At 57.9% G+C, this 21,007-nt stretch carries 17 protein-coding genes; 2 read left to right on the top strand and 15 right to left on the bottom strand.

Annotation, left to right across the window (positions count from 1 at the left end):
- Positions 1-2: 2 nt before the first annotated feature.
- The 8 genes from JOE39_RS10895 to ccoN all read right to left on the bottom strand — a co-directional run bounded on the left by JOE39_RS10895 (position 3) and on the right by ccoN (position 6,071).
- The gene (locus JOE39_RS10895; RefSeq protein WP_003391394.1) at positions 3-539 is read right to left on the bottom strand and encodes a FixH family protein; all 537 of its coding nucleotides are present in this window, start codon (positions 537-539) and stop codon (positions 3-5) included.
- Between the two features lie 10 nt (positions 540-549).
- Positions 550-1,962, bottom strand: coding sequence for a cytochrome c oxidase accessory protein CcoG (gene ccoG / locus JOE39_RS10890; protein ID WP_046266911.1), 1,413 nt, complete (start codon positions 1,960-1,962; stop codon positions 550-552).
- A gap of 58 nt (positions 1,963-2,020) precedes the next feature.
- On the bottom strand, positions 2,021-2,473 hold the full coding sequence (locus JOE39_RS10885; RefSeq protein WP_003391397.1) for a type II toxin-antitoxin system VapC family toxin: 453 nt from the start codon (positions 2,471-2,473) through the stop codon (positions 2,021-2,023).
- Positions 2,473-2,724, bottom strand: a complete 252-nt coding sequence (locus JOE39_RS10880; RefSeq protein WP_002554250.1) for a type II toxin-antitoxin system prevent-host-death family antitoxin — start codon at positions 2,722-2,724, stop codon at positions 2,473-2,475. Before JOE39_RS10880 ends, JOE39_RS10885 begins: the two co-directional genes overlap by 1 nt.
- 125 nt (positions 2,725-2,849) lie before the next feature.
- Positions 2,850-3,827, bottom strand: a complete 978-nt coding sequence (gene ccoP, locus JOE39_RS10875; protein ID WP_032662646.1) for a cytochrome-c oxidase, cbb3-type subunit III — start codon at positions 3,825-3,827, stop codon at positions 2,850-2,852.
- On the bottom strand, positions 3,824-4,015 hold the full coding sequence (locus JOE39_RS10870; protein ID WP_003316853.1) for a CcoQ/FixQ family Cbb3-type cytochrome c oxidase assembly chaperone: 192 nt from the start codon (positions 4,013-4,015) through the stop codon (positions 3,824-3,826). Before JOE39_RS10870 ends, ccoP begins: the two co-directional genes overlap by 4 nt.
- A gap of 5 nt (positions 4,016-4,020) precedes the next feature.
- Entirely contained in the window at positions 4,021-4,629 is a 609-nt protein-coding gene (ccoO, locus tag JOE39_RS10865; protein WP_003391400.1) for a cytochrome-c oxidase, cbb3-type subunit II, read from the bottom strand.
- Entirely contained in the window at positions 4,629-6,071 is a 1,443-nt protein-coding gene (gene ccoN / locus JOE39_RS10860; RefSeq protein ID WP_003391401.1) for a cytochrome-c oxidase, cbb3-type subunit I, read from the bottom strand. The genes ccoO and ccoN overlap by 1 nt, the downstream gene beginning before the upstream one ends.
- A gap of 696 nt (positions 6,072-6,767) precedes the next feature.
- Here ccoN and JOE39_RS10855 point away from each other — a divergent pair.
- Entirely contained in the window at positions 6,768-7,457 is a 690-nt protein-coding gene (locus tag JOE39_RS10855; RefSeq protein ID WP_024664925.1) for an alpha/beta family hydrolase, read from the top strand.
- A 1-nt stretch (position 7,458) separates the two neighbouring features.
- Here JOE39_RS10855 and JOE39_RS10850 read toward each other — a convergent pair whose 3' ends face one another.
- From JOE39_RS10850 to JOE39_RS10840, 3 genes are all read right to left on the bottom strand, one after another.
- Entirely contained in the window at positions 7,459-7,917 is a 459-nt protein-coding gene (locus tag JOE39_RS10850; RefSeq protein WP_210077378.1) for a hypothetical protein, read from the bottom strand.
- 92 nt (positions 7,918-8,009) lie between these two features.
- On the bottom strand, positions 8,010-9,602 hold the full coding sequence (locus JOE39_RS10845; protein WP_210077380.1) for a hypothetical protein: 1,593 nt from the start codon (positions 9,600-9,602) through the stop codon (positions 8,010-8,012).
- A gap of 52 nt (positions 9,603-9,654) precedes the next feature.
- A complete protein-coding gene (locus tag JOE39_RS10840) occupies positions 9,655-11,535 on the bottom strand; it encodes a hypothetical protein (protein WP_024693130.1) in 1,881 nt (626 codons plus the stop codon).
- 769 nt (positions 11,536-12,304) lie between these two features.
- On the opposite strand from JOE39_RS10840, the gene JOE39_RS10835 reads away from it, so the two are divergent.
- The gene (locus JOE39_RS10835; protein ID WP_210078644.1) at positions 12,305-14,170 is read left to right on the top strand and encodes an autotransporter outer membrane beta-barrel domain-containing protein; all 1,866 of its coding nucleotides are present in this window, start codon (positions 12,305-12,307) and stop codon (positions 14,168-14,170) included.
- A gap of 64 nt (positions 14,171-14,234) precedes the next feature.
- On the opposite strand, the gene JOE39_RS10830 is transcribed toward JOE39_RS10835, so the two are convergent.
- The 4 genes from JOE39_RS10830 to acnA form a co-directional block, all read right to left on the bottom strand.
- Positions 14,235-14,759, bottom strand: coding sequence for a hypothetical protein (locus tag JOE39_RS10830; protein WP_003422193.1), 525 nt, complete (start codon positions 14,757-14,759; stop codon positions 14,235-14,237).
- A 749-nt stretch (positions 14,760-15,508) separates the two neighbouring features.
- On the bottom strand, positions 15,509-17,074 hold the full coding sequence (locus tag JOE39_RS10825) for a PAS domain-containing methyl-accepting chemotaxis protein (protein ID WP_003422194.1): 1,566 nt from the start codon (positions 17,072-17,074) through the stop codon (positions 15,509-15,511).
- A 91-nt stretch (positions 17,075-17,165) separates the two neighbouring features.
- Positions 17,166-17,963 (bottom strand): CPBP family intramembrane glutamic endopeptidase, encoded by a 798-nt coding sequence (locus JOE39_RS10820; protein ID WP_210077382.1) that lies wholly within the window; start codon positions 17,961-17,963, stop codon positions 17,166-17,168.
- Between the two features lie 124 nt (positions 17,964-18,087).
- The gene (acnA, locus tag JOE39_RS10815; RefSeq protein ID WP_003391410.1) at positions 18,088-20,832 is read right to left on the bottom strand and encodes an aconitate hydratase AcnA; all 2,745 of its coding nucleotides are present in this window, start codon (positions 20,830-20,832) and stop codon (positions 18,088-18,090) included.
- Between the last annotated feature and the right edge of the window lie 175 nt (positions 20,833-21,007).

Genomic DNA, 21,007 nt, shown 5'->3' with positions numbered 1-21,007 from the left:
GTTCAGTCTTTCCGGCGTTGCGCGGCTTGCAGGGGCTCGTCACCCAGGGTCACGTCATTGGTGCCGATCTGTTCTTCCTCGAACAGGCGCCAGGTCTGCTCGCCTTCGACACCCAGCAGTTCCACAAAACGCCGACCGTTGACCTTGTCCTGCAACTGACCGATGTAACGGCCCGGTTCGGACGGGCTGCGGGTCAGGAACACCCGGCGGTCACTGTCAGGGCGCGTGGGTGAAATCAGGTTGAGTTCCAGACGCTCCGGGTTGCTGTTGCCACTCAGGCGCAGTTCGACTTCGCCGGTCAGCTCATCCATGTTCAGGCGCGCGTGCAGCTTGAGGGTCTGGGCGAGCACTTCGCGATTCAACGAGCGATTGATGCCCTTGCCGGCCTCGTAATAGTTATCGGTGACCAGCGGATCCGGGTGGGTCACGGCGATGAACACCATCGACAGGCTCAAGGTCACCGAGCCGGTCAGGATGGCGATGATGATCCATGGCCAGAGGTGCCGGTACCAGGGGCTTGCAGCAGTCGCAGCGGGCATGACGGGGCTCTTAACGAATAGGTGGGCCAAGAAAGCGGCTTTGGGTCTCGACCTGTGTATCGCTGTCGATGTCCTTGAGGGTAAAGGTTACCTCGTTGCTGTGCGACGGTAGTTTTTCCGGCGCGCTGGACAGCTCCACCGGCAGGCTGACGATTTCACCCGCCGGGACGCTGATTTCCCGACGGCCCTGCAGTTTCAGGTCCGGCAGACCGTTGGCTTGGAACACATAGGTGTGGTCCACCTGATCCTTGTTCATCACTTTCAGGCTGTAGACGTTTTCGATCCGGCCTTCGGCGTTTTCCCGGAACAGCATGCGGTCCTTGCTGACCTCCAGGCCCACCAGCGTACGCATCCAGAAAGCAGCCGTCAGCAGCGCAATCATCAACAGCAAGACCAGCGCATAACCGATCAGGCGCGGGCGCAGGGTGCGGGTGCGTTGCCCGGACAGGTTGTGCTCGGTGGTGTAGCGAATCAGGCCGCGAGGGTAATCCATCTTGTCCATGACCGTATCGCAGGCATCGATGCACGCCGCACAGCTGATGCACTCCACCTGCAGGCCGTCACGAATGTCGATGCCGGTCGGGCAGACCTGCACGCACATCGTGCAGTCGATGCAGTCACCCAGCCCCAGTGCCTGAGGATCGGCTTCCTTCTTGCGCGGGCCTCGGGCTTCGCCACGATTCTGGTCGTAGGAGATGATCAGCGTGTCCTTGTCGAACATCACGCTCTGGAATCGCGCATAGGGGCACATGTAAATGCATACCTGTTCGCGCAGCCAGCCGGCATTAAGGTAAGTGGCCAGGGTAAAGAAACCGACCCAGAAATAGGCCCAGCCATCCGCCTGGCCCGTGAACAGATCCACGCACAGCGTGCGAATGGGCGAGAAATAGCCCACGAAGGTCATACCGGTGGCAAACCCGATCAGCAGCCACAGGCTGTGCTTGGCGAATTTGCGCAGCATTTTGCCGGCACTCATAGGGGCATGGTCGAGCCTGATGCGCTGGTTGCGGTCGCCTTCAGTCACTTTCTCGCACCACATGAAGATCCAGGTCCAGACACTCTGTGGGCAGGTATAGCCACACCAGACCCGCCCGGCATAGACGGTGATGAAGAACAACCCGAACGCTGCAACGATCAGAATGCCGGACAAGAGGATGAAGTCCTGCGGCCAGAACGTTGCGCCGAAGATGTAGAACTTGCGTTCCGGCAGGTTCCACCAGACCGCCTGATGCCCGCTGCGACTCAGCCAGACCGTGCCGAAAAAGATCAGCAGCAACAGCGCGCCGCCGAGCATCCGCACATTTCGAAACAGGCCTTTGAACGCGCGGGTCTGGATTTTCTGGCGCGAAGCATAGAGGTCGGTGAATTCGCCGCCTGTTTCGGATGCCGGGGTGATGTCGTGTACTGGAATCTGCTTGGTCATCGATGAGTCCAGCGGCCTGGCTCCGGCCGACACAGGTCAGGCAGGTTCATATCCGCGTTCAACGTGATGCACGTGAATATACGGCCGCTTCTTCATTCAACTGGCTGACCCAGGGATTGAGCAACGCGACCCCGCACGACTGAAAGTCCATTGTGTTGCGTGTGACCACGGTCATGCCATGTACCAGCGCAGTGGCGGCTATCAGCGCATCGCATTCGCTGCGCGGGTCGGGAACGTGCAATTGCGCGCAGCGCCTTGCGACCTGGGTGTCGACTGTCAGGATACGCCCGGCGAATGCTTTCAATACGTGCTGGTCGAGCCACATTCGCAATACTGCGCCTTGTGTCGGGTCGCGGCGTTCGATGCGCAGGATACCTGTTTCGAGTTCAAGAATCGTGATGGACGAGATGAACAGGCTGGAGGCCATCTGTGTTCGCGACCAGCGCAGCACGTTGGCGTCTGCAGTGCGCTTCCTGAGCTCTGAAACCACGTTGGTGTCGAGCAGGAACATCAGGACAGATCAACCTGTCGGGGCGTGATCACGGCGCGCTGAGGCTCGAATTCGATATCGATGTCAGTGGGCATTATCAGCATGTCGGCGATGCTTGCCGCGCTGCCGGTCAGCTTCAGGTAATCCTCGATGCAAAGCAGCACATGGGCCGGGCGGCCGCGGTCGGTAATGAACACCGGGCCTTCATTAGCCGCTTTCTTGGCCCCGCTGGTGTCCTGATTGAATTCACGGCTGGAGAGGGTAGTGGTCATGTGTGCGACTTCCAGAATGAGTAGACAGGGTGTCGTGGTCATCAATGAGTCTAGTCATGTAGAGATGTAACTACAAAGAATTTGTTCTTTCAGAATGCTACAACCCCAGGCTGACCGGCGCCCTGTCATCTGGATTCGGCTGGTGGCTCTTGACGGGACAGGCTGTAAACATAGGCAGCCAGAATATGAACCCGGTCATTGCCTTGCAATGCTTGCTGAGCAGGCATCTGGCCCTGGCGGCCATCACGAATGGTCTGCTGCAACTGAGCGAAGCTGGAGCCGTAGATAAACGCGTTGGGGTGGGTCAGGTCCGGCGCGCCGAGAATCGGCATTCCTTTGCCCTCTGGCCCATGACAGGCAACGCACAGGCTGGCGAAGGTCTTCTGTCCTGCCACCGGGTCAGCCTTGGCATCCTGCGGTAGCGCGCGCGCGTCCAGTTGCGTCAGCACATAGGCCGCCACATCGCGAACCCCTTGTTCGCCAAGCACGCCGCCCAGGGCCGGCATCACGCCCATGCGCCCGGCGAGGATAGACGTCTTGATCGCCTGCGCATCGCCGCCCCAGCGCCAGTCGGCATCGGTCAGATTGGGAAAGCCATAGGCGCCTTTCGCGTCAGAGCCGTGGCAGACCGAGCAGTTGGACGCGAACAGGCGTGCGCCGATTTTCAACGCCTGCGGGTCTTTCGCCACTTCCTCGACGGGCATGGCGGCGTACCTGGCAAACAGCGGCCCGTAGCGGGCTTCGGCGTTTGCGACTTCCCGTTCCCATTCATGGATACTGGTCCAGCCTTGCTGGCCGTCGGAGAATTGTGTCTTGCTGTCCTGGTCCCGGTATTCATAACCGGGCAGCAAGCCCTGCCAGTTGCCCAGGCCCGGGTACAGGAGCAGATACCCCAGGGCAAAGACGATGGTCGCTACGAATAGATAGAACCACCATCTGGGCAGCGGGTTGTCGTACTCCTCGATACCGTCGAATGTATGGCCGACGGTTTCATCCGTGGGTTCGTCGGGCTGACCTTTGCGCGTGGACACCAGCAGCCAGAGCATTGCGATGAGGGTGCCCAGGGTCAGGACCGCGACGTAAAGGCTCCAGAACGTGCTCATGACCGGCCTTCCCGTTCAGCCTTGGCATTTTCGACCTTGCCGATGGCCTCGGGGTCATCCGCGAAAGGCAGCAAGGTCGCGTCGTCGAAGTCTGCCTTGCGGGCAGGGCTGAACACCCACAGCATCAGGCCGATGAAGGCGACCATCACGACCAGTGTGCCAAGGCCTCGAATCATTCCGATGTCCATCATGATCACCGTTTGCTCTTGATGAGCGTGCCAAGGCCTTGCAGATAGGCCACCAGCGCGTCCATTTCGGTCTTGCCCTGCACCGCAGCCGCCGCACCGGCGATATCCGCGTCGGTGTAAGGGGTGCCGAGGGTACGCAGCACCTGCAGTTTTTTTGCAGTCTGCGTGCTGTCGATTGTCTTCTCTGCCAGAAACGGATAAGCCGGCATGATCGAGGTCGGGACCAGGTCGCGCGGGTTGTTCAGGTGTACCCGGTGCCACTCGTCCGAGTAGCGACCGCCGATCCTTGCCAGGTCCGGCCCGGTGCGTTTGGAGCCCCACAGGAAGGGATGGTCCCAGACACTTTCGCCTGCCACCGAGTAATGCCCGTAGCGCTCGGTTTCGGCGCGCAACGGGCGGATCATCTGCGAGTGGCAACCGACGCAGCCGTTGGCGATGAACACATCACGGCCTTCCACCTCAAGCGCGCTGCGTGGCTTCATGCCCTCGATAGGCTGGTTGGTTACGTCCTGAAAGAATAGCGGGACGATCTGCGTCAGCCCACCGATGCTCACGGCAATCACCATGAAGAAGGCCAGCAGGCCGATGTTTTTTTCCAGCGCATCGTGCTTCATCAATGCGCTCCTGCGACTGCGATGCGGGTGGCCGCTGCTGCCGCCTGAGGGTCAGAGGCACGTATCGTGCGCACGACGTTGTAAGCCATCAGCAACATGCCGCTGGTGAAAATGGCGCCACCGATGGCCCGCACGATATAGCCCAAGTGGCTGGCCTGCATGGTTTCGATGAAAGAGTAGGTCAGCGTGCCGTCGTCGTTCACCGCGCGCCACATCAGGCCCTGAGTGATGCCATTGACCCACATCGAGGTGATGTACAGCACGGTGCCGACGGTCGCGAGCCAGAAGTGCGTGTTGATCAGACTGACGCTGTACATGTGCGGGCGGGCGTAGAGTTTCGGAATCATGTGGTAGACCGACCCGATGGTAATCATCGCGACCCAGCCCAGTGCTCCGGCGTGGACATGGCCGATGGTCCAGTCCGTGTAGTGCGAAAGCGAGTTGACGGTCTTGATTGCCATCATGGGGCCTTCGAAGGTCGACATGCCATAAAAGGCCAGCGAGACCACCAGAAAGCGCAGTATCGAATCGGTCCGCAATTTATGCCACGCGCCCGACAGCGTCATCATGCCGTTGATCATCCCGCCCCAACTGGGGACCAGCAGAATGATCGACATCACCATGCCCAGCGACTGCGCCCAGTCCGGCAGGGCGGTGTAGTGCAGATGGTGCGGGCCGGCCCAGATATACAGGGTAATCAATGCCCAGAAATGCACGATGGACAAACGATAGGAGTAGACCGGGCGCTCGGCCTGTTTGGGCACGAAGTAATACATCATGCCGAGAAAGCCGGTGGTCAGGAAAAACCCGACGGCATTGTGTCCGTACCACCACTGGATCATGGCATCGGTCGCACCGGCATACGCCGAATAGGATTTGAACAGGCTGACCGGCAACGAGATATGGTTGACGATGTGCAGCATGCCGGTTACGACGATGAACGCGCCGTAAAACCAGTTGGCGACATAGATATGCCGGGTGCGGCGTTTGACGATCGTACCGAAAAACACCACTGCGTAGGCGGCCCAGACAATGGCCAGCAGAATCGCCACCGGCCATTCGAGCTCGGCATATTCCTTGGTAGTGGTGTAGCCCATCGGCAGGGTCACGATGGCACCGACAATCACGGCCTGCCAGCCCCAGAAGGTAAAGGCCGCCAGACCGTCGGAAATCAGCCGCGTCTGGCAAGTGCGTTGCACTACGTAATAGGAGGTGGCGAACAGCGCACAGCCGCCGAAGGCGAAGATCACCAGATTGGTGTGCAGCGGGCGCAGGCGTCCGAAGGTGGTCCATTCAAGGTCCAGGTTCAGCCCTGGCCAGACCAGCTGCGAAGCAATGAACACGCCCAGGCTCATGCCGACCACACCCCAGACCACGGTCATGATGGCAAACTGGCGCACCACGGTGTAGTTGTAGGTTGTCGGACTGATTGTTGTGCTCATTGCAGACTTCCACGATTCAGAGGGTTACCGCAGACGTAATCGGGCCAGGGCGATGCAGTGCTGGAAATGGCATCGAAGCACACCGAAAAGGCAGGGGCAGGAACAGACAGGCACATCAACGAGCGTCAAAAGGGTTGCGGCAGACGCGTGTTGGCGAGTTTAACTTTGAAACAGGGGTGTGGGAAGTCGCAGGCTTTGTACGAAAAGTGGCTGTGTTTGATGATGCTGCATTGAGAGCAGGCTCAGAAGGTATTCCGCACCCCGTTGCAGGGTGCGGAGTTCACGCATCGCCGCTGGACTGGAATACAGCGGTGGCGATCTTCGCGTACAGACGAGTTGATCAGGACTCGCGCAAAGACTGTCACGTCTATTCAGTCGGCAGTAACACCTGTCATTGCCCAGCAAGTTGGCCTGAGCAGGCATATGACTCTGGTGACCGACTCAGCGGTGTTGTTGCACGTGTGCGCGTCCAGTGCCGTCAATGAAGCCGCCCGGCGGTGTCGAGTTTGGGGCGCTCATTGTCTCGGTGCTTGACCTTGTGCACCTTGACACAGTACCCAGGCAGACCTGAATGGTGGCTGTCCGACGTGGCAGGGCATGTCGATGCACCGTGCGCTCGCGATTCGTGCGGGATGCACAATCCTGTTCGCCGTTATAGTAGCGGGCTACTCTGTGACCCAACTGAATGAGGCAACCATGAGCAACGGCTTGAAGCCTGTTATCGGTACCGATCAATGGCTGAGACTGGCCAGTGAAAGAGGCTGGCTGTGGACGCCGGCGCAGCCTGCGCATGTGCTGGACACACCGACCCTGCTGCTGGCGCATGGTGCAGGCGCACCCATGGACAGCGACTTCATGAACCGCATGGCGGCTGATCTGGCGGCGCAAGGTATCAGCACCCTGCGCTTCGAGTTCCCCTACATGGCGCAGCGGCGTCAGGGCGGCAGCAAGCGTCCACCCAATCCACAAGCACAACTGTTGGAATGCTGGAGAGAGGTGTTCACCTGCGCCCGTGCTTACATCCCCGGGCGTCTGGCGGTCGGCGGCAAATCAATGGGAGGGCGGATGGCCAGCCTGGTCGCCGATGAGCTTGAGGTCGATGCGCTGGTGTGTCTGGGGTATCCGTTCTACGCCGTTGGCAAGCCAGAAAAACCACGCGTGGCTCATCTGGCCGAACTGAGGACGCCCACGCTGATCGTTCAGGGCGAACGCGACGCGCTGGGCAATCGAGAAGCCGTAGAGGGTTATGCATTGTCCAGTGCCATCCGGTTGCACTGGTTGTCGACAGCCAATCACGACCTCAAACCCCTGAAGGTCGCGGGTATCAGCCACGAGCAATGCCTGACTGAATCCGCGAGAGAGATTGCCGGGTTCCTGCGCACCTGAGTCACCGGCAATACAGGTCGAAGGCGCCGTCGGTCACATCAAGGTTGATGGACGACATATTGAAACTGAACTCGCCCCTTATCCGCAGTGTGCAGGGGTTGGCTTCAAGCAGCACCAGCCGGCCGCCCTGGAAATGCGCCGAGTGGTAGACGGTGTTCTTCCGGTGCAGCGTTTCGGTGTAGATCACCTTGATCTGCTCATGATCGATAAGGTCGTGGCCGCCGGGCTCAAGATCGCGATCCAGAAACAAGCCGATGGTGGTTCGTCGGCTGCCCACCTTGCCATCGGCGATGACCTGCCATATCCAGTGAGCGGGGGGCTGTTCCAGCTCCGATCTCAGTGTCAGTCGACCTGTCAGTGAGGACGTCCTGAAAGGTTGTGTGTTGATGCTCGCGGCAAAGCGGTCTTCGAGAACAACAGGGTGGACGCAGCGTTGGCGTGAGGGCGTCGGTCGGTGCATGGGCTGAACCTGGGAAGCTCCTGAAAGCGGTGACAGGGCGTTACACCTTTAGCGCAACGCCCTGCCGGATTAACAATGGGTTCAGCAATCGATCATCTGATGCCTACGCCAAGACTGGAATTGTGACTCTTCAGTTTGAAGTTGCCGCCAGTGACCATGTTTTTCACGTAATACCAGTTCCATCCGCCGATACCGGCGCTTGAAACAGTCGACGACCAATAATTGCCTTTGCCCATCGGCCAGCGATTGCCATACAGGGCGTGGATATCCACCAGCTCGTGGATGGTTGGAATCCTCGCGCCGTTGTTGCCCGCGTTTTTGCTGATCTGAGAAAAGCTGCCGCTGCCCAGGCCGATGCAATGGATGACGCCGGTGACGGTCACCGTGTATTGCTTGCTCGCGCCCAGCGCATCGGTCGCAGTAATGATGGCCGTGCCTTTGCCTCGAACCGAGGTCAGACCGTTGTTGTCCACTTTCGCGACCAGCGGGTCGCTCGAGGTGTACTGATAGGGTGCCTGTCCGCCACTGGCCTGACGCTGAACGGTGGTGTCGGCCGGGAAGTTCGGCAACAGGTCCGGTGAGCCCGGAAGCAGATACACCTTGCCACCCAGCGTGACCGGCGAAGTGTCCAGCACCAGCTCGGGCTGCGCCGCCAGAATCTGCAAGGCCAGCGTGCCGGATACCTGAACCAGACCGTTGACGCGATTGACGACATAAGAAATCGCCACCGTCTGCCCGGCGTTTGCCGTCACCAGCGCCGCAGCAAACACTACCTCCAGCGTCTTGCCCGCGTCCGCGCCGGTCAGGGTTTTTTCCCGGGTGTCGTTACCGTTGGGCCCTTGCCACTGTGTGATGACCTGGTCGCCCGCTTGCAGATTGGCCGTGGCGTCGATCACCACGGTTGCACCGGATGAAGCGTTGGCCGGGTCGAGCGTGGTGCCGATGGCTTCTTTCAGGGTGGGGGTGGGGAGGGGCGTTACGTGCGTGAGTTGCAACTTCACGTCCACAGCCTCAGAGGCCATTGACAGATTCCCTGCCAGGTCTGTGACGGTGTAGTAAACCGGCGCCTCAATGTCGCCGATCAACTCCAGAAACGATCGGGTGAAGTCGACCATTGTTCGCCTGAGACCTACGTCATCCTTGCTCACCACCGCCATAGGACCGGGTAGATCATTCCAGTAAGTGCGGACAACATCGCCCTCCTGCATGCCGTTGTAGCTGGCAATTGTCCCTGAAAGCACGTTGCCCATGGTTTGCAGTTCGTCGGAGGTCAGACCGTTCTGTGTCTGCGCGGGAAAAATGATGGGAGCCAGCAGCGGATCGCCAGGCGGGGTAAGGTCTACGATTACAGCTGTCTCGGCAGAAAACTCGACGACCATATTAATCGGGTTTTCGACCGCGTAAGCCACCGAGTGACGGCCTTCCTTCAACAGCTCGGGTGGAATGTGCAGCATGAGGTCGTCACCTGGCATCTGCGAAGGCAGTATCTCTTTCTTGAGACCAATAAGCACTCCGTCGAAGTACAGCTGATAGGTATAGCCGGGGCGCGCGCCTTGCCATACGTTCAACAGCACTTCGAGGGGCGTGTTCAAACTGTCGACGGGTAATAGTCCATCGTTCAAGGCGGCTGCGATGACAGGCGCAGTCAGCACGTTTTCTTTTTTTTCAGTCGCGGCGTTATACATGGGGCGTTCCTTATAAGTGTAAAAGTTGCGGGCCTCGTGAGCCCGCAACGGCTTAGCGACTCAGACAGGTAAAGTCGGTAGGTTTAAGCATGTGCACGACGACGCGAGTGACCGTGGAATTTGCCGCACTTTGATTGCTGCCTTCGACAGGGTCGACGGTATAACTCGCCTCCGCAAACCCTGTGCAAATAAGAAGTGTGTTGATCTGAGGGACCGTGAATACATGCCCTTGCACAACATCCACTTCATCCAGCTTACGAGTCGCCACGTAGGTAGCGGCCTCAATGGGATTATTGGAATCGTCAAATCCCTTGAAGGTGAAGGTGATCTTCTGACCCTCGGCAATGTTTACATACGGTGAAACTTTTACATCTGCACCGTCCGGATTTTCATTGGGGCCCAGCACTCCGTTTGGCGTGAGATTGAACGTGGGTCCGGTCAATCCGTTCTCGCCACCGGGTTGCTCTTCTCGAGACCGTACTGTTACAGGCTGCATCGGACTCGTCATGCTGTTCGGGTTTCCTGTACGCGTGACGGTGAAGTACACGGGAATGGCTTCGCCGGTGCCTTGCAACTTCATCAGCTCATTGTCAATCGGAATGATCAGGTCTCTTGCCGCTGCAACGTCGCTCGACCGTATTTGATACCACTGCGGTTTTACCTGATTGCCCCAGTACAGGTTCAGGTCATCATTGATTTCGAACCCCGTATTCCAGGCCACCACCCCTCTGCCGTTCAACTCGTAATCGTCTTCATCGATGAAGTTGTCCTGGGTGTTCGGGTTTTGTACGCTCGTCCCTTGTACCGTCACGTTGTTCAAGGGGGTGGGGAAGGGAAGTGTTGTAAAAACGTCTATGTGGGTGTCCAGCGACGTGCCAGTCAGTTCGCCGTTGCGAAACACTTCATAATGAACCGCTGTGTCGCCTTGTGGACCCTGGACGATGGCCTCGAATGGCAACTTCAAGGTCAGTATGACAGCCTCATTTTCGTCGCCAGGCGTAACGAACACAGGGGTCAGTGGGTTATTGATGCCCCAGAATAGCTGGATGCTATCAAGCGCTGCCGCGCCTGGATAATGCGGGATGTCGACCACTACTTCCGCCTGCGCTTCCAGATAATCGACCAGATCGCCTACCGCCTGATCAATAACAGGTGCCGGATAATCGGAGGGCAAGTCTTTCAGTCTTAATTTCACCGGGACGGTGTTCGAGAGGATTGAAGGATTGCCCGCACGGTCGATGACCTGATAGCACACCTGCTTTTCTTCCTCCCCCAACGTTTGCAGAAACGCTCGTGTAAAAGTGACCGAGACCTTGTCCAGTCCCATGTCGGTTTCGTTGACGACAGCAGTGGGGCCTACGATATCTCCCCACCTGGTCAGGATGCGGTCATGCTTGGCCATACCTGTGTAGCCGGCAATCTGTACATCAAGTTGGCCACCCAGTTGATCGAGCTCGGCAGCAGTCAGACCGTTCTGAATCTCGGCTGGAAACTGTATGGCAGCAAGCTCCGGAGCGCCTGGCGCTGTCCGGTCGATCTGAATCCGGAAAATTTCCGATTTCTGTTCTGTCTGATTGATCGGATTAACAACGACGTACGCGACATCGTGGAAACCTTCCAGCAGCAGTTCGGACGGGATCTCCAGTTGCAGAGGGTCTCCTGGTGCATGTGAGGGCAGAATCAGTTTTTGGGGGCCGGTCGCGATACTATTGAACAGCAGTTGATATGTGTAACCAGGAAGCGCGGCTGGCCATACAACGAGGTCGACCGTCAACGGTTGAGATGCCTCAGCGACCGGTATGAGTCCTGGCGTATCTTGATCATGAAATGCGACTGCAATATCAGGGGCAGTCAATACAAGATTCAAGTTTCGACGTCTGTTTCCGGGAACTGAAACAGGTGTTGAGAGATAGCGTGTTGAGAGATTTTCCATGTGTAGAAGCCTTTTTTATTAAAAATTTTGTAGGGAGTTTCCTACTTTTGTCGAACGAGTTTTTGTATGAGGTTTTTGTGATGAGCTCTTGATGAACGCGCCACTTATGTCCTCAGTCACGATTGGACGTAATAGGGTTTTTGTAAGTTGGTCAAGTGGGTGTGCAGGTATTTCTTAATTCTTTTGCGAGTTTTTTTGCTTGACGCTCATGTAGAATCTCGCTGTAAGAAGCTTCTTATATTATTTTGGGATTGCTCCTACGTACTTGATATTGAACAGGTTAAAAGTTTGTGAGCTAAGTGGGCTACCTTTCCATTCTCAATGAACGAGGAGATGGACGGTGTCTTGTAGAGAAAATAATGTCGTTAAGTCGCGGGGTGGCGCGTTTCAGCTTGCCGTGATTGCCTTTGGCGCTCTAGCTAATGTGCAGGCGTCGGCAGCGGCATCGGGCGATAATAATGGTCTGCCTTTAGACTCCAAAATAGTCAGCGGAGTGTTGCCGGCTGAAGAGTTGCCAGATGAAACCGTCAGACGGCGTGAAATCATTACCGTAGGTCCTGATACGCCCTTTGATTCTTACCACATCATTGATCAAAGTGTTCTTAATGTTGTCGGTGGGCGAGTAGACTTTGTTGGCGTGAGAAACGCTACGGTCAATATTGAGTCCGGCGTGGTGGAGAGTGGTATCAGCCTCACCGATGCCTTGGGTAATCTCTCCAACGCTACCGTAAAAAACGCGACAGGTGTCGGCATCGTTCTTCAGGGAGTGATCGGCGCTATCAACCCTGGTTCCTCGGTATCGGCTCATTCAAGCGAGGTATCGGGCTCTGGCTATGGCATTGCAGTCGGGATGTGGGGCGCGCTGAATATTTTTAATACCGATGTGCGCGGATTTGCGTCGCAAGGCAAGGGTGGTCAGGGAATTTTTGCTTCTGGCGCCAATGTGCTGATCGCTGACAACAGCCATGTCACAGGCGACATGAATGGAATCAATCTGGTAGATGGATCTGGCAACGGAGTAGTGGACGGAAACAAGTCCGTCACTGTGATTGACCGGTCGATCGTCGAGGGGCTGGGCGGGGCCGCTATCAAAGTAAACCAGCGCGTCGCATTCGACATCGAGGCCGACATAGCTGTGCAAAACCAATCCGAGCTATGGTCCGGGAATGGCAACCTGCTGGAAGTGGAAGATCACAGCACCGCCAACTTCAACGTCGACAACAGCACCCTCAATGGCAACCTTGTCGCCGATGACACCAGCACCCTGAACATCACGCTGCAAAACGGCGCGCAATTGAACGGCGACATCGTCAATGGCAGCCGTCTGGCGATTACCTCGGGCAGTCACTGGCAGATGCAGGGCGACAATGCCGTCAGGTCGCTTTCCCTGCAGGGTGGCAGGGTTTCGTTTGCTGACGAAGGGTTTCATACCCTTTCGCTGAATGAGTTGTCAGGGGCTGGCACGTTCGGCTTGCGCGTGGATCTGGACAACGGCGTCGGAGACCTCATTGACGTCAACGGCCAGGCCAGTGGGCAGTTCGGCTTGCGGGTGCGCAACACGGGGGAGGAGATTGTGTCTGCCGACATGGCACCGCTCAAGGTGGTGCATACCGAAGGTGGCGACGCGCAATTCAGCCTGCTGGGCGGACGGGTCGACCTGGGCGCCTATTCGTATTTGCTGGAGCAGCAGGGCAATGACTGGTTCATCGTCGGTAAACACAAGGTCATAAGCCCTTCGACCCAGAGCGCGCTTGCCCTTTACAGTGCGGCACCTGCCATCTGGATGAGTGAGCTCTCTACCTTGCGTTCGCGCATGGGTGAGGTTCGTGCAAGCGGCAGGGCGGGCGGCTGGATGCGTGCCTATGGCAACAGGCTGAATGCCACGACCAGTGACGGTGTTGACTACCGGCAGAAACAAAGTGGCCTGTCGCTGGGTGCCGATGCGCCCGTCGAGGTCAGCAACGGCCAACTGGTAGTGGGTGTGCTGGGAGGGTACAGCACGTCCGGTATCGATTTGAGCCGTGGCACTACGGGTAAAGTCGACAGCTACTATGCAGGCGCCTATGCCACCTGGCTGTTGGACGAAGGCTACTACGTTGACGGCGTGCTCAAACTCAACCGCTTTCGCAACAAGGCAGATGTTGCCATGAGCGATGCAAGCAAGGCCAAGGGTGACTACACCAACAACGGGGTAGGGGGATGGGTAGAGTTCGGCCGCCACATAAAACTGGCGGAAGATTACTTTCTCGAACCGTTCGCTCAGTTGTCCAGTGTCGTCGTTCAGGGACAGGAACTGCGCCTGGACAACGGCATGAAGGCGAAGAACGACCAGACCCAATCGGTATTGGGCAAGGTGGGCACCTCGCTGGGCCGCAGTGTCGCGCTCAAGGATGGCGGGGTATTGCAGCCTTATGTGCGCGTCGCCGTTGCACAGGAGTTTTCGCGCCGCAACGAGGTGAAAGCCAACGATGTGAAATTCGATAACAGCCTGTTCGGTTCGCGCGGCGAACTGGGAGCCGGGGTATCGGTGTCGCTGTCCGAGCGTATGAAACTGCACGCAGACTTCGATTACATGAAAGGTCGGCATATCGAGCAACCCTGGGGAGCGAATGTAGGGCTACGCCTGGCATTCTGATTCTTAAGGCCAGTGCCTGAGCAACACCAGAGCCCCCGGTGAATGATCACCGGGGGCTTTTCAGTTAATGATCGGTGAACCTGCGTTTGCGTTGTCTCTGTCGGGAGGTGACAGGCACCGCGTAGTTGACGTTCACCCGTAGCACTGGCGATGTGCCGATCAGTCGATGATCACGATAAAGCTCGTAATACAGATCAACCAGACCGTACTGAATATAGGGCGTAAAAGTGTAGGAAATGCACAGCACACGTATCACGCTGTTTTCGCCTACCCGATGAAAAAGCGTTGTCGATGACAGGTTTTTTCCCCAATAAAAACGGATTTCGTCACCCCAGCACATTTTGACTGACCCTGGGATATGAATGGTAATGCCCGCATGTGCCTGTTCGTGACTGATGGAATCAGGATCGATGTCAGGCAGCACAGGTGCTTTCAGCGTATCGGAAATATCGGATGGAAGATGGAGGGGGCTCGCGTGTCGGTAGAGGCTCTTGTGGGGCGGGGCTTCTTGAACAGTGATCGCGCTGTTGGGATTATTTTGTTCTTTTTGGGTGCGCGCCGCTACATCCGTGGATTGTTCTTTATCCATCGTGAACTCTTTTATTGACATTAAGTTGAGTTGTTATGTGCGTGCCGGCAGTTGTCGGCAACGGAAATATTACAAGGCACATAAGTGTTCAGGTCAAGTGTCTGCCGATATCAAAGGTAAGCCAAGGTTGTGCGAGGTTGTGCAGTTACATTTGGTATCATGTGCATAGTGAGTTATCGCTCGTTAGTGTCGGAGATGCTGTAAATAAAGGGTGTGGCTTGATATGTGCATTTTTCCAGGGCTTTTTAGGCATGAATTAACTGTAGGACATTAACTACAGATAAGTCTTACAAAAGGTGAAAAATTAAGTTTTGGCTGAATTCCCACTCCTGCGTAGGAATATTCACTCAGCTTTATCATTAGGGTCTCGCACGCGTTAGCATGCGAGGCCGTCAAGGTTGTGAGCCAAAATGTAGGCTACTGTGCTTAAATCTGTATTGAAAGTGCCGGGGTCTCCAGGCCGAGCAGGAACGCTTTGTTTAAAACGATCTGCATGTCGGCGTAACGGGTAATAGATAACTACCGCATCACCTGAATTTCAACTAATCTGAGTAAGCGTTCACTGTCAATAGACAAAAATCATGCATGGCTGCTACTGAAGATTTTAAAGAAATATCCTACACAGTCTTCAGATGGCTTTTAAGATTTCGTCAGATTTGAATAGACTGTTAACAGTGCATACTACTAATGCTCATAAAAAAGCCCCGACCAACCGAAGTTTGTCGAGGCTTGGCATACAGTCTCAGGCCTTAGCGATTAAACCGCTCTACCAGTGAATACTGTGAGTTGGCCGTGTCGGTCAGTTCGCCACTTAATACCGCAGAGCGACGCGCTTCGTCAGAGGTCTGGTCTGCCAGGCTGGCGATGGTGGCGATGTTGCGATTGATTTCCTCGGCCACGGCACTTTGCTCTTCCGTGGCGGTGGCGATTTGCGTGGTCATGTCGGTGATATTGGCGACAGCCTCACTGATGCCCACCAGCGCCTGATCGGCCTCCAGTACCCGGGCAACGCCTTCTTCGGCCTGACGGCGACCGGTGTCCATGGTGTGTACCGCGTCGGTTGCGGTCTGCTGCAGTTTGGCGATCAGGCCATGAATCTGCCCGGTGGACTCGGCGGTGCGTTGCGCCAGCTGGCGCACTTCATCTGCCACGACGGCAAAGCCGCGACCCATCTCACCGGCGCGCGCTGCTTCGATCGCGGCGTTAAGGGCCAGAAGATTGGTCTGGTCGGCGATGCCTTTGATCACATCGACCACGCCGCCGATTTCATCGCTGTCCTTGGCCAAGCGGGTCACGGTCAGGCCGGTTTCGCCCACCGAGGTGGACAGGCGCTGAATGGCTTCGCGGGTTTCACCGGCGATATCGCGCCCGCGACGCGTCAGTTCGTTGGCCTGCTGGGTGGCGTCAGCGGCACGGTTTACGTGGCTGGCGACTTCCTGAGTGGTGGCGGCCATCTGGTTGATGGCGGCGGCAACCTGCTCGGTTTCCACACGCTGACGTTCCAGCCCGATCGAACTGGCATTGGCCAGCGAGTTGGACTGACGAGCCTGACTGTTCAGGTGTTCTGCCGTGTCCTGCAAACGCGTCAGGCAGGTTTTCATGCGCGCTTCCTGGCTGAGGATCGACATTTCCAGGCGCGCTTGCGGGCCACGGCTGTCGGTGTACATCTGCGCGATCAACGGGTCGGAAGTGGTCTGCTCGGCCAGGCGCAACAAGCGTTTGGTGCCACGCTGCTGCCAGGAAAGCCCCAGCAGGCCCAGTGGTACCGACAGTGCCGCAGCCAGGGCAAACCCCCAGTGTGAGTTGAGCCACACGCCGATCAGGAAGCTCAGTTGGCTGACCAGAATGAACGGCAGCCAGTCCTGAAGTACCGGCAGCCACTTGTCGCGGTTTGGTACGGCGCTCTTGCCCTTGTTGAGGCGGGTGTAAAGCGCCTCGGCACGGCGGATCTGTTCGGCGGTCGGCTTGATACGTACCGACTCGAAACCCACCACCTGGCGGTTTTCCAGCACCGGCGTCACGTAGGCATTGACCCAATAATGGTCGCCGTTCTTGCAGCGGTTCTTGACGATGCCCATCCACGGCTGCCCGGACTTGAGCGTGGTCCACATGTGCTCGAATACAGCAGGCGGTACATCCGGATGACGCACCGTGTTGTGCGCCGCACCCACCAACTCAGCCTCGCTGTAACCACTGATGTCGACGAAGGCATCGTTGCAATAGGTGATGGTGCCGCGTGTGTCGGTGGTGGAAATCAGTCGTTGTTCGGCAGGAAATGTCCGCTCATGTTGAGTGACAGGCTGGTTGTTGCGCATGGGATTTCGATCCTTCGATCCGGAAGACTATGGCGTGGTTATCGGCGGGCACGTCGATAAATTGAGCGGCGTGCGACAAGTGACCGTAGAGTCAGCCCTGGCGGGCCAGCATGGGGTAGGTGAACAGCCCGAAATGCACGAGGTTCAGGCCCAGATGGCTGATGACGGCGGCCTGCAGCCCGCCGAAACGAAATGCGATGCCGTACCCCAGGCCCGCCATGCTCGCCAATGCTACCCATTGCGGGCCGGCACCTGCGTGCGCAAGTCCGAACAGGCCGGCAGCGAGGGTGATCGATAATGCCGTCGCATACCTTGAGCCCTTGAACAGGCGCATCAGGCTGCCTTGCAGATAAGCGCGGAAAAACAGCTCTTCGGTCAGGGTCACCAGCAACAGATTGTTGAGCAGCCATATCAGGCCTTGGTCAGGCCATTTCGGTGTCCAGCCGACGACGTTCAACATGACCGCAGCGGTCATGCAGAACGCCGACGTCACAATCAGCGCCAGAAGCCCGGTTTGCAGTGAATGGGCGACGTCAACCTTAGGCAGAATCCAGGGGCAGGCCAGTATCAGCCAGAAGCCGATCAGCGGCTTGTCCAGACTCAGGTCCATGGAGAACAGCGCGGCATCGGCACTGAATCGCGTTGCTTCGATGACGTTGGCGTTATTGAAGCCAGGCGCCAGGTGAAAGGCCAGCGCCAGACCGGTCACGATGAACAATCCGTGGCCACACGGGCGGATGGAGGAATAAGAGGATCGCGCCACGCAAAACCAGGCAATGAACAACGCGCCAAAGCTCAGCGCCGCCGAAGGGTCAAGGTTGCCGTGGAACAACGCCAGCGCGTAGCCGCTGCTCAGGAGGCAGAAAGTCAGCCAGTGCCTTGTGGTCATGAGTAAGTCCTGCCTTGAGAGCGGGGAATTCTATCCGGCGTTCAGCAGGGCAGGGGCGAGATTATAGAAATTTTCATGCTGGGGCCTGACCCTTAAACAGGGTGCAGGCCCTATTCAGCGGGTATCAGGACGCGATCAGCTGGCGCAGCACGTAATGCAGAATGCCACCTGACTTGAAGTATTCCACTTCGTTAAGCGTATCGATACGGCACAGCACGTCGACGGTTTCCTTGCTGCCGTCTTCGCGTTCGATATGCAGGGTCAGGCTCATGCCCGGCTGCACGTCTGCGTTGGTCAGCCCGGTGATCTTCAGTGTCTCCTTGCCGGTCAGGCCGAGGGTCTTGCGCGTCTGGCCGTTCTTGAACTGCAATGGCAACACGCCCATGCCCACCAGGTTCGAGCGGTGAATCCGTTCAAAGCTTTCGGCGATGACCGCCTTGACGCCCAGCAGGTTGGTACCTTTGGCAGCCCAGTCACGGCTTGAGCCCGTGCCGTATTCCAGACCGGCAATGATCACCAGCGGCGTGCCTTCTGCCTGATAGCGCATGGCTGCGTCGTAGATCGCCAGCTTCTCGCCGGAGGGCACATACACCGTGTTGCCACCTTCTTCGCCACCGAGCATTTCGTTGCGAATGCGGATATTGGCAAACGTCCCGCGCATCATCACTTCATGGTTTCCACGGCGCGAGCCGTAAGAGTTGAAGTCCTGGTACTTGACGCCTTTCTCCTGAAGGTAGCGCCCGGCAGGACTGTCGGCCTTGATATTACCGGCGGGTGAGATGTGGTCGGTGGTTACCGAGTCGCCCAGCAGGGCCAGGATGCGCGCGTTTTCCACGTCTTCGATAACCGGCAGCGGACCGTCGATGCCGTCGAAGAACGGCGGGTGCTGAATATAGGTGGAATCGTCCTGCCAGACGTAGGTGGCAGCCTGCGGCACCTCGATGGCTTGCCATTGTTCGTCGCCGGCAAAGACTTCGGCGTATTCCTTATGGAACATGCCGGTGTTGACGCTGGCCACGGCGTCGGCGATTTCCTGCTGACTCGGCCAGATATCACGCAGATAAACCGGCTTGCCGTCTGCACCTTCGCCCAGCGGCTCGCTGCTGATGTCGATGCGCACCGAGCCTGCCAGCGCATAGGCAACTACCAGGGGGGGCGATGCCAGCCAGTTGGTCTTGACCAGCGGATGGACGCGGCCCTCGAAGTTGCGGTTGCCCGACAGTACCGACGCAACGGTCAGGTCGGACTGCTGAATGGCTTTCTCGATAGGCTCCAGCAGCGGACCGGAGTTGCCGATGCAGGTGGTGCAGCCGTAACCGACCAGATCGAAGCCCAGGGCGTCGAGGTATTGGGTCAGACCCGCTGCGTTGTAATAATCGGTCACCACTTTGGAACCGGGAGCCAGCGAGCTTTTCACCCACGGCTTGCGTTTCAGGCCTTTCTCGACGGCTTTTTTCGCGACCAGCCCGGCTGCCATCATGACGCTGGGGTTGGAGGTATTGGTGCAGGACGTGATCGCTGCGATCACCACGGCGCCGTCTTTCAGGTGATAAGTCTGGCCGTCGTATTCATATTGGGTTTCGCCACTGACCTGAGCCTCGTTGCCAACCGCGACACCGCCGCCGCCTTCGCTTTCCAGCCGACCTTCATCGACCTTGGCAGGCTTGACCTGCAGACCGAGGAAATCGCTGAAGGCCTTGGAGACATTCGGCAGTGCTACACGATCCTGAGGGCGCTTGGGGCCGGCAAGGCTGGCTTCGACCGTGCTCATGTCCAGTTCCAGGCTGTCGGTGAACACCGGTTCCTGCCCCGCCAGACGCCATAGACCCTGAGCCTTGCAATACGCTTCGACCAGCTTGACGGTTTCGTCGGGGCGACCTGACAGACGCAGGTAGTCCAGCGTCACGTCATCGACCGGGAAGAAGCCGCAGGTCGCGCCATATTCGGGCGCCATGTTGGCAATGGTCGCGCGGTCGGCCAGCGGCAGATCGGCCAGGCCGTCGCCGTAGAACTCGACAAACTTGCCGACCACACCTTTCTTGCGCAGCATCTGGGTGACGGTTAGCACCAGGTCGGTGGCGGTGATGCCTTCCTTCAGTTTGCCGGTCAGCCGGAAACCGATCACTTCCGGGATCAGCATTGACACCGGCTGGCCGAGCATCGCCGCTTCGGCTTCGATACCGCCCACGCCCCAGCCCAGCACGCCCAGGCCGTTGATCATCGTGGTGTGCGAGTCGGTACCGACCAGGGTGTCCGGGAACGCGTAAGTGCGGCCGTCCTCTTCCTTGGTCCATACCGTGCGGCCCAGGTATTCGAGGTTCACCTGATGGCAAATGCCGGTGCCGGGTGGCACCACGCTGAAATTATCGAAAGCGCTCTGGCCCCAGCGCAGGAACGCGTAGCGCTCGCCGTTGCGCTGCATCTCGATATCGACGTTCTCGCCGAAGGCTTCGGCGTTGCCAAACTTGTCGACCATCACCGAGTGGTCGATCACCAGGTCCACCGGGGAAAGGGGGTTGATTCGCTGCGGATCGCCGCCGGCCTTGGCCACGGCCGCGCGCATGGCGGCCAGATCGACCACCGCCGGTACGCCGGTGAAGTCCTGCATCAGGACGCGGGCGGGGCGGTATTGAATTTCCCGGTCCGAACGACGCTCGGTCAACCAGTCGGCGAGGGCCTTGAGGTCGTTGCCGGTTACCGTCTTGTTGTCTTCCCAGCGCAGCAGGTTTTCCAGCAGCACCTTGAGTGACATGGGCAGCTTGTCCAGATCGCCCAGTGATCGGGCGGCTTCCGGCAGGCTGAAGTAGTGGTAGGTCTTGTTATCGATTTCGAGGGTTTTAAGGCTCTTCAGGCTATCGAGGGAGGGCATGAATGTCTCCTTTGAGGAATGTTCTCCGAACATCGGTTTACGGGCTCCATGTGCATCAGGTCGGGAGCGCCGCATCAGGCTTCAAGTTCTGTGGACTGTTCGGCCGCACCAGTGGTTCCTGGATTGGGCTATCATGCGCGGCTTTCAAGTCTGCGGGGTTACGCCCGAGTGCCCA

It is taken from the genome of Pseudomonas sp. PvP100 (genome assembly GCF_017833055.1).
GTDB classification, from domain to species: domain Bacteria; phylum Pseudomonadota; class Gammaproteobacteria; order Pseudomonadales; family Pseudomonadaceae; genus Aquipseudomonas; species Aquipseudomonas syringae.
This window is presented reverse-complemented; position numbering and strand designations above follow the sequence as displayed.

Coding starts and splice junctions, on each gene's coding strand:
- JOE39_RS10845 (WP_210077380.1), bottom strand. CDS start 9,602: ATGTATAACGCCGCGACTGAAAAAAAAGAAAACGTGCTGACTGCGCCT.
- JOE39_RS10895 (WP_003391394.1), bottom strand. CDS start 539: ATGCCCGCTGCGACTGCTGCAAGCCCCTGGTACCGGCACCTCTGGCCA.
- JOE39_RS10840 (WP_024693130.1), bottom strand. CDS start 11,535: ATGGAAAATCTCTCAACACGCTATCTCTCAACACCTGTTTCAGTTCCC.
- JOE39_RS10830 (WP_003422193.1), bottom strand. CDS start 14,759: ATGGATAAAGAACAATCCACGGATGTAGCGGCGCGCACCCAAAAAGAA.
- ccoO (WP_003391400.1), bottom strand. CDS start 4,629: ATGAAGCACGATGCGCTGGAAAAAAACATCGGCCTGCTGGCCTTCTTC.
- JOE39_RS10855 (WP_024664925.1), top strand. CDS start 6,768: ATGAGCAACGGCTTGAAGCCTGTTATCGGTACCGATCAATGGCTGAGA.
- JOE39_RS10880 (WP_002554250.1), bottom strand. CDS start 2,724: ATGACCACTACCCTCTCCAGCCGTGAATTCAATCAGGACACCAGCGGG.
- JOE39_RS10825 (WP_003422194.1), bottom strand. CDS start 17,074: ATGCGCAACAACCAGCCTGTCACTCAACATGAGCGGACATTTCCTGCC.
- ccoN (WP_003391401.1), bottom strand. CDS start 6,071: ATGAGCACAACAATCAGTCCGACAACCTACAACTACACCGTGGTGCGC.
- JOE39_RS10885 (WP_003391397.1), bottom strand. CDS start 2,473: ATGTTCCTGCTCGACACCAACGTGGTTTCAGAGCTCAGGAAGCGCACT.
- JOE39_RS10820 (WP_210077382.1), bottom strand. CDS start 17,963: ATGACCACAAGGCACTGGCTGACTTTCTGCCTCCTGAGCAGCGGCTAC.
- acnA (WP_003391410.1), bottom strand. CDS start 20,832: ATGCCCTCCCTCGATAGCCTGAAGAGCCTTAAAACCCTCGAAATCGAT.
- JOE39_RS10870 (WP_003316853.1), bottom strand. CDS start 4,015: ATGGACATCGGAATGATTCGAGGCCTTGGCACACTGGTCGTGATGGTC.
- JOE39_RS10850 (WP_210077378.1), bottom strand. CDS start 7,917: ATGCACCGACCGACGCCCTCACGCCAACGCTGCGTCCACCCTGTTGTT.
- ccoP (WP_032662646.1), bottom strand. CDS start 3,827: ATGAGCACGTTCTGGAGCCTTTACGTCGCGGTCCTGACCCTGGGCACC.
- ccoG (WP_046266911.1), bottom strand. CDS start 1,962: ATGACCAAGCAGATTCCAGTACACGACATCACCCCGGCATCCGAAACA.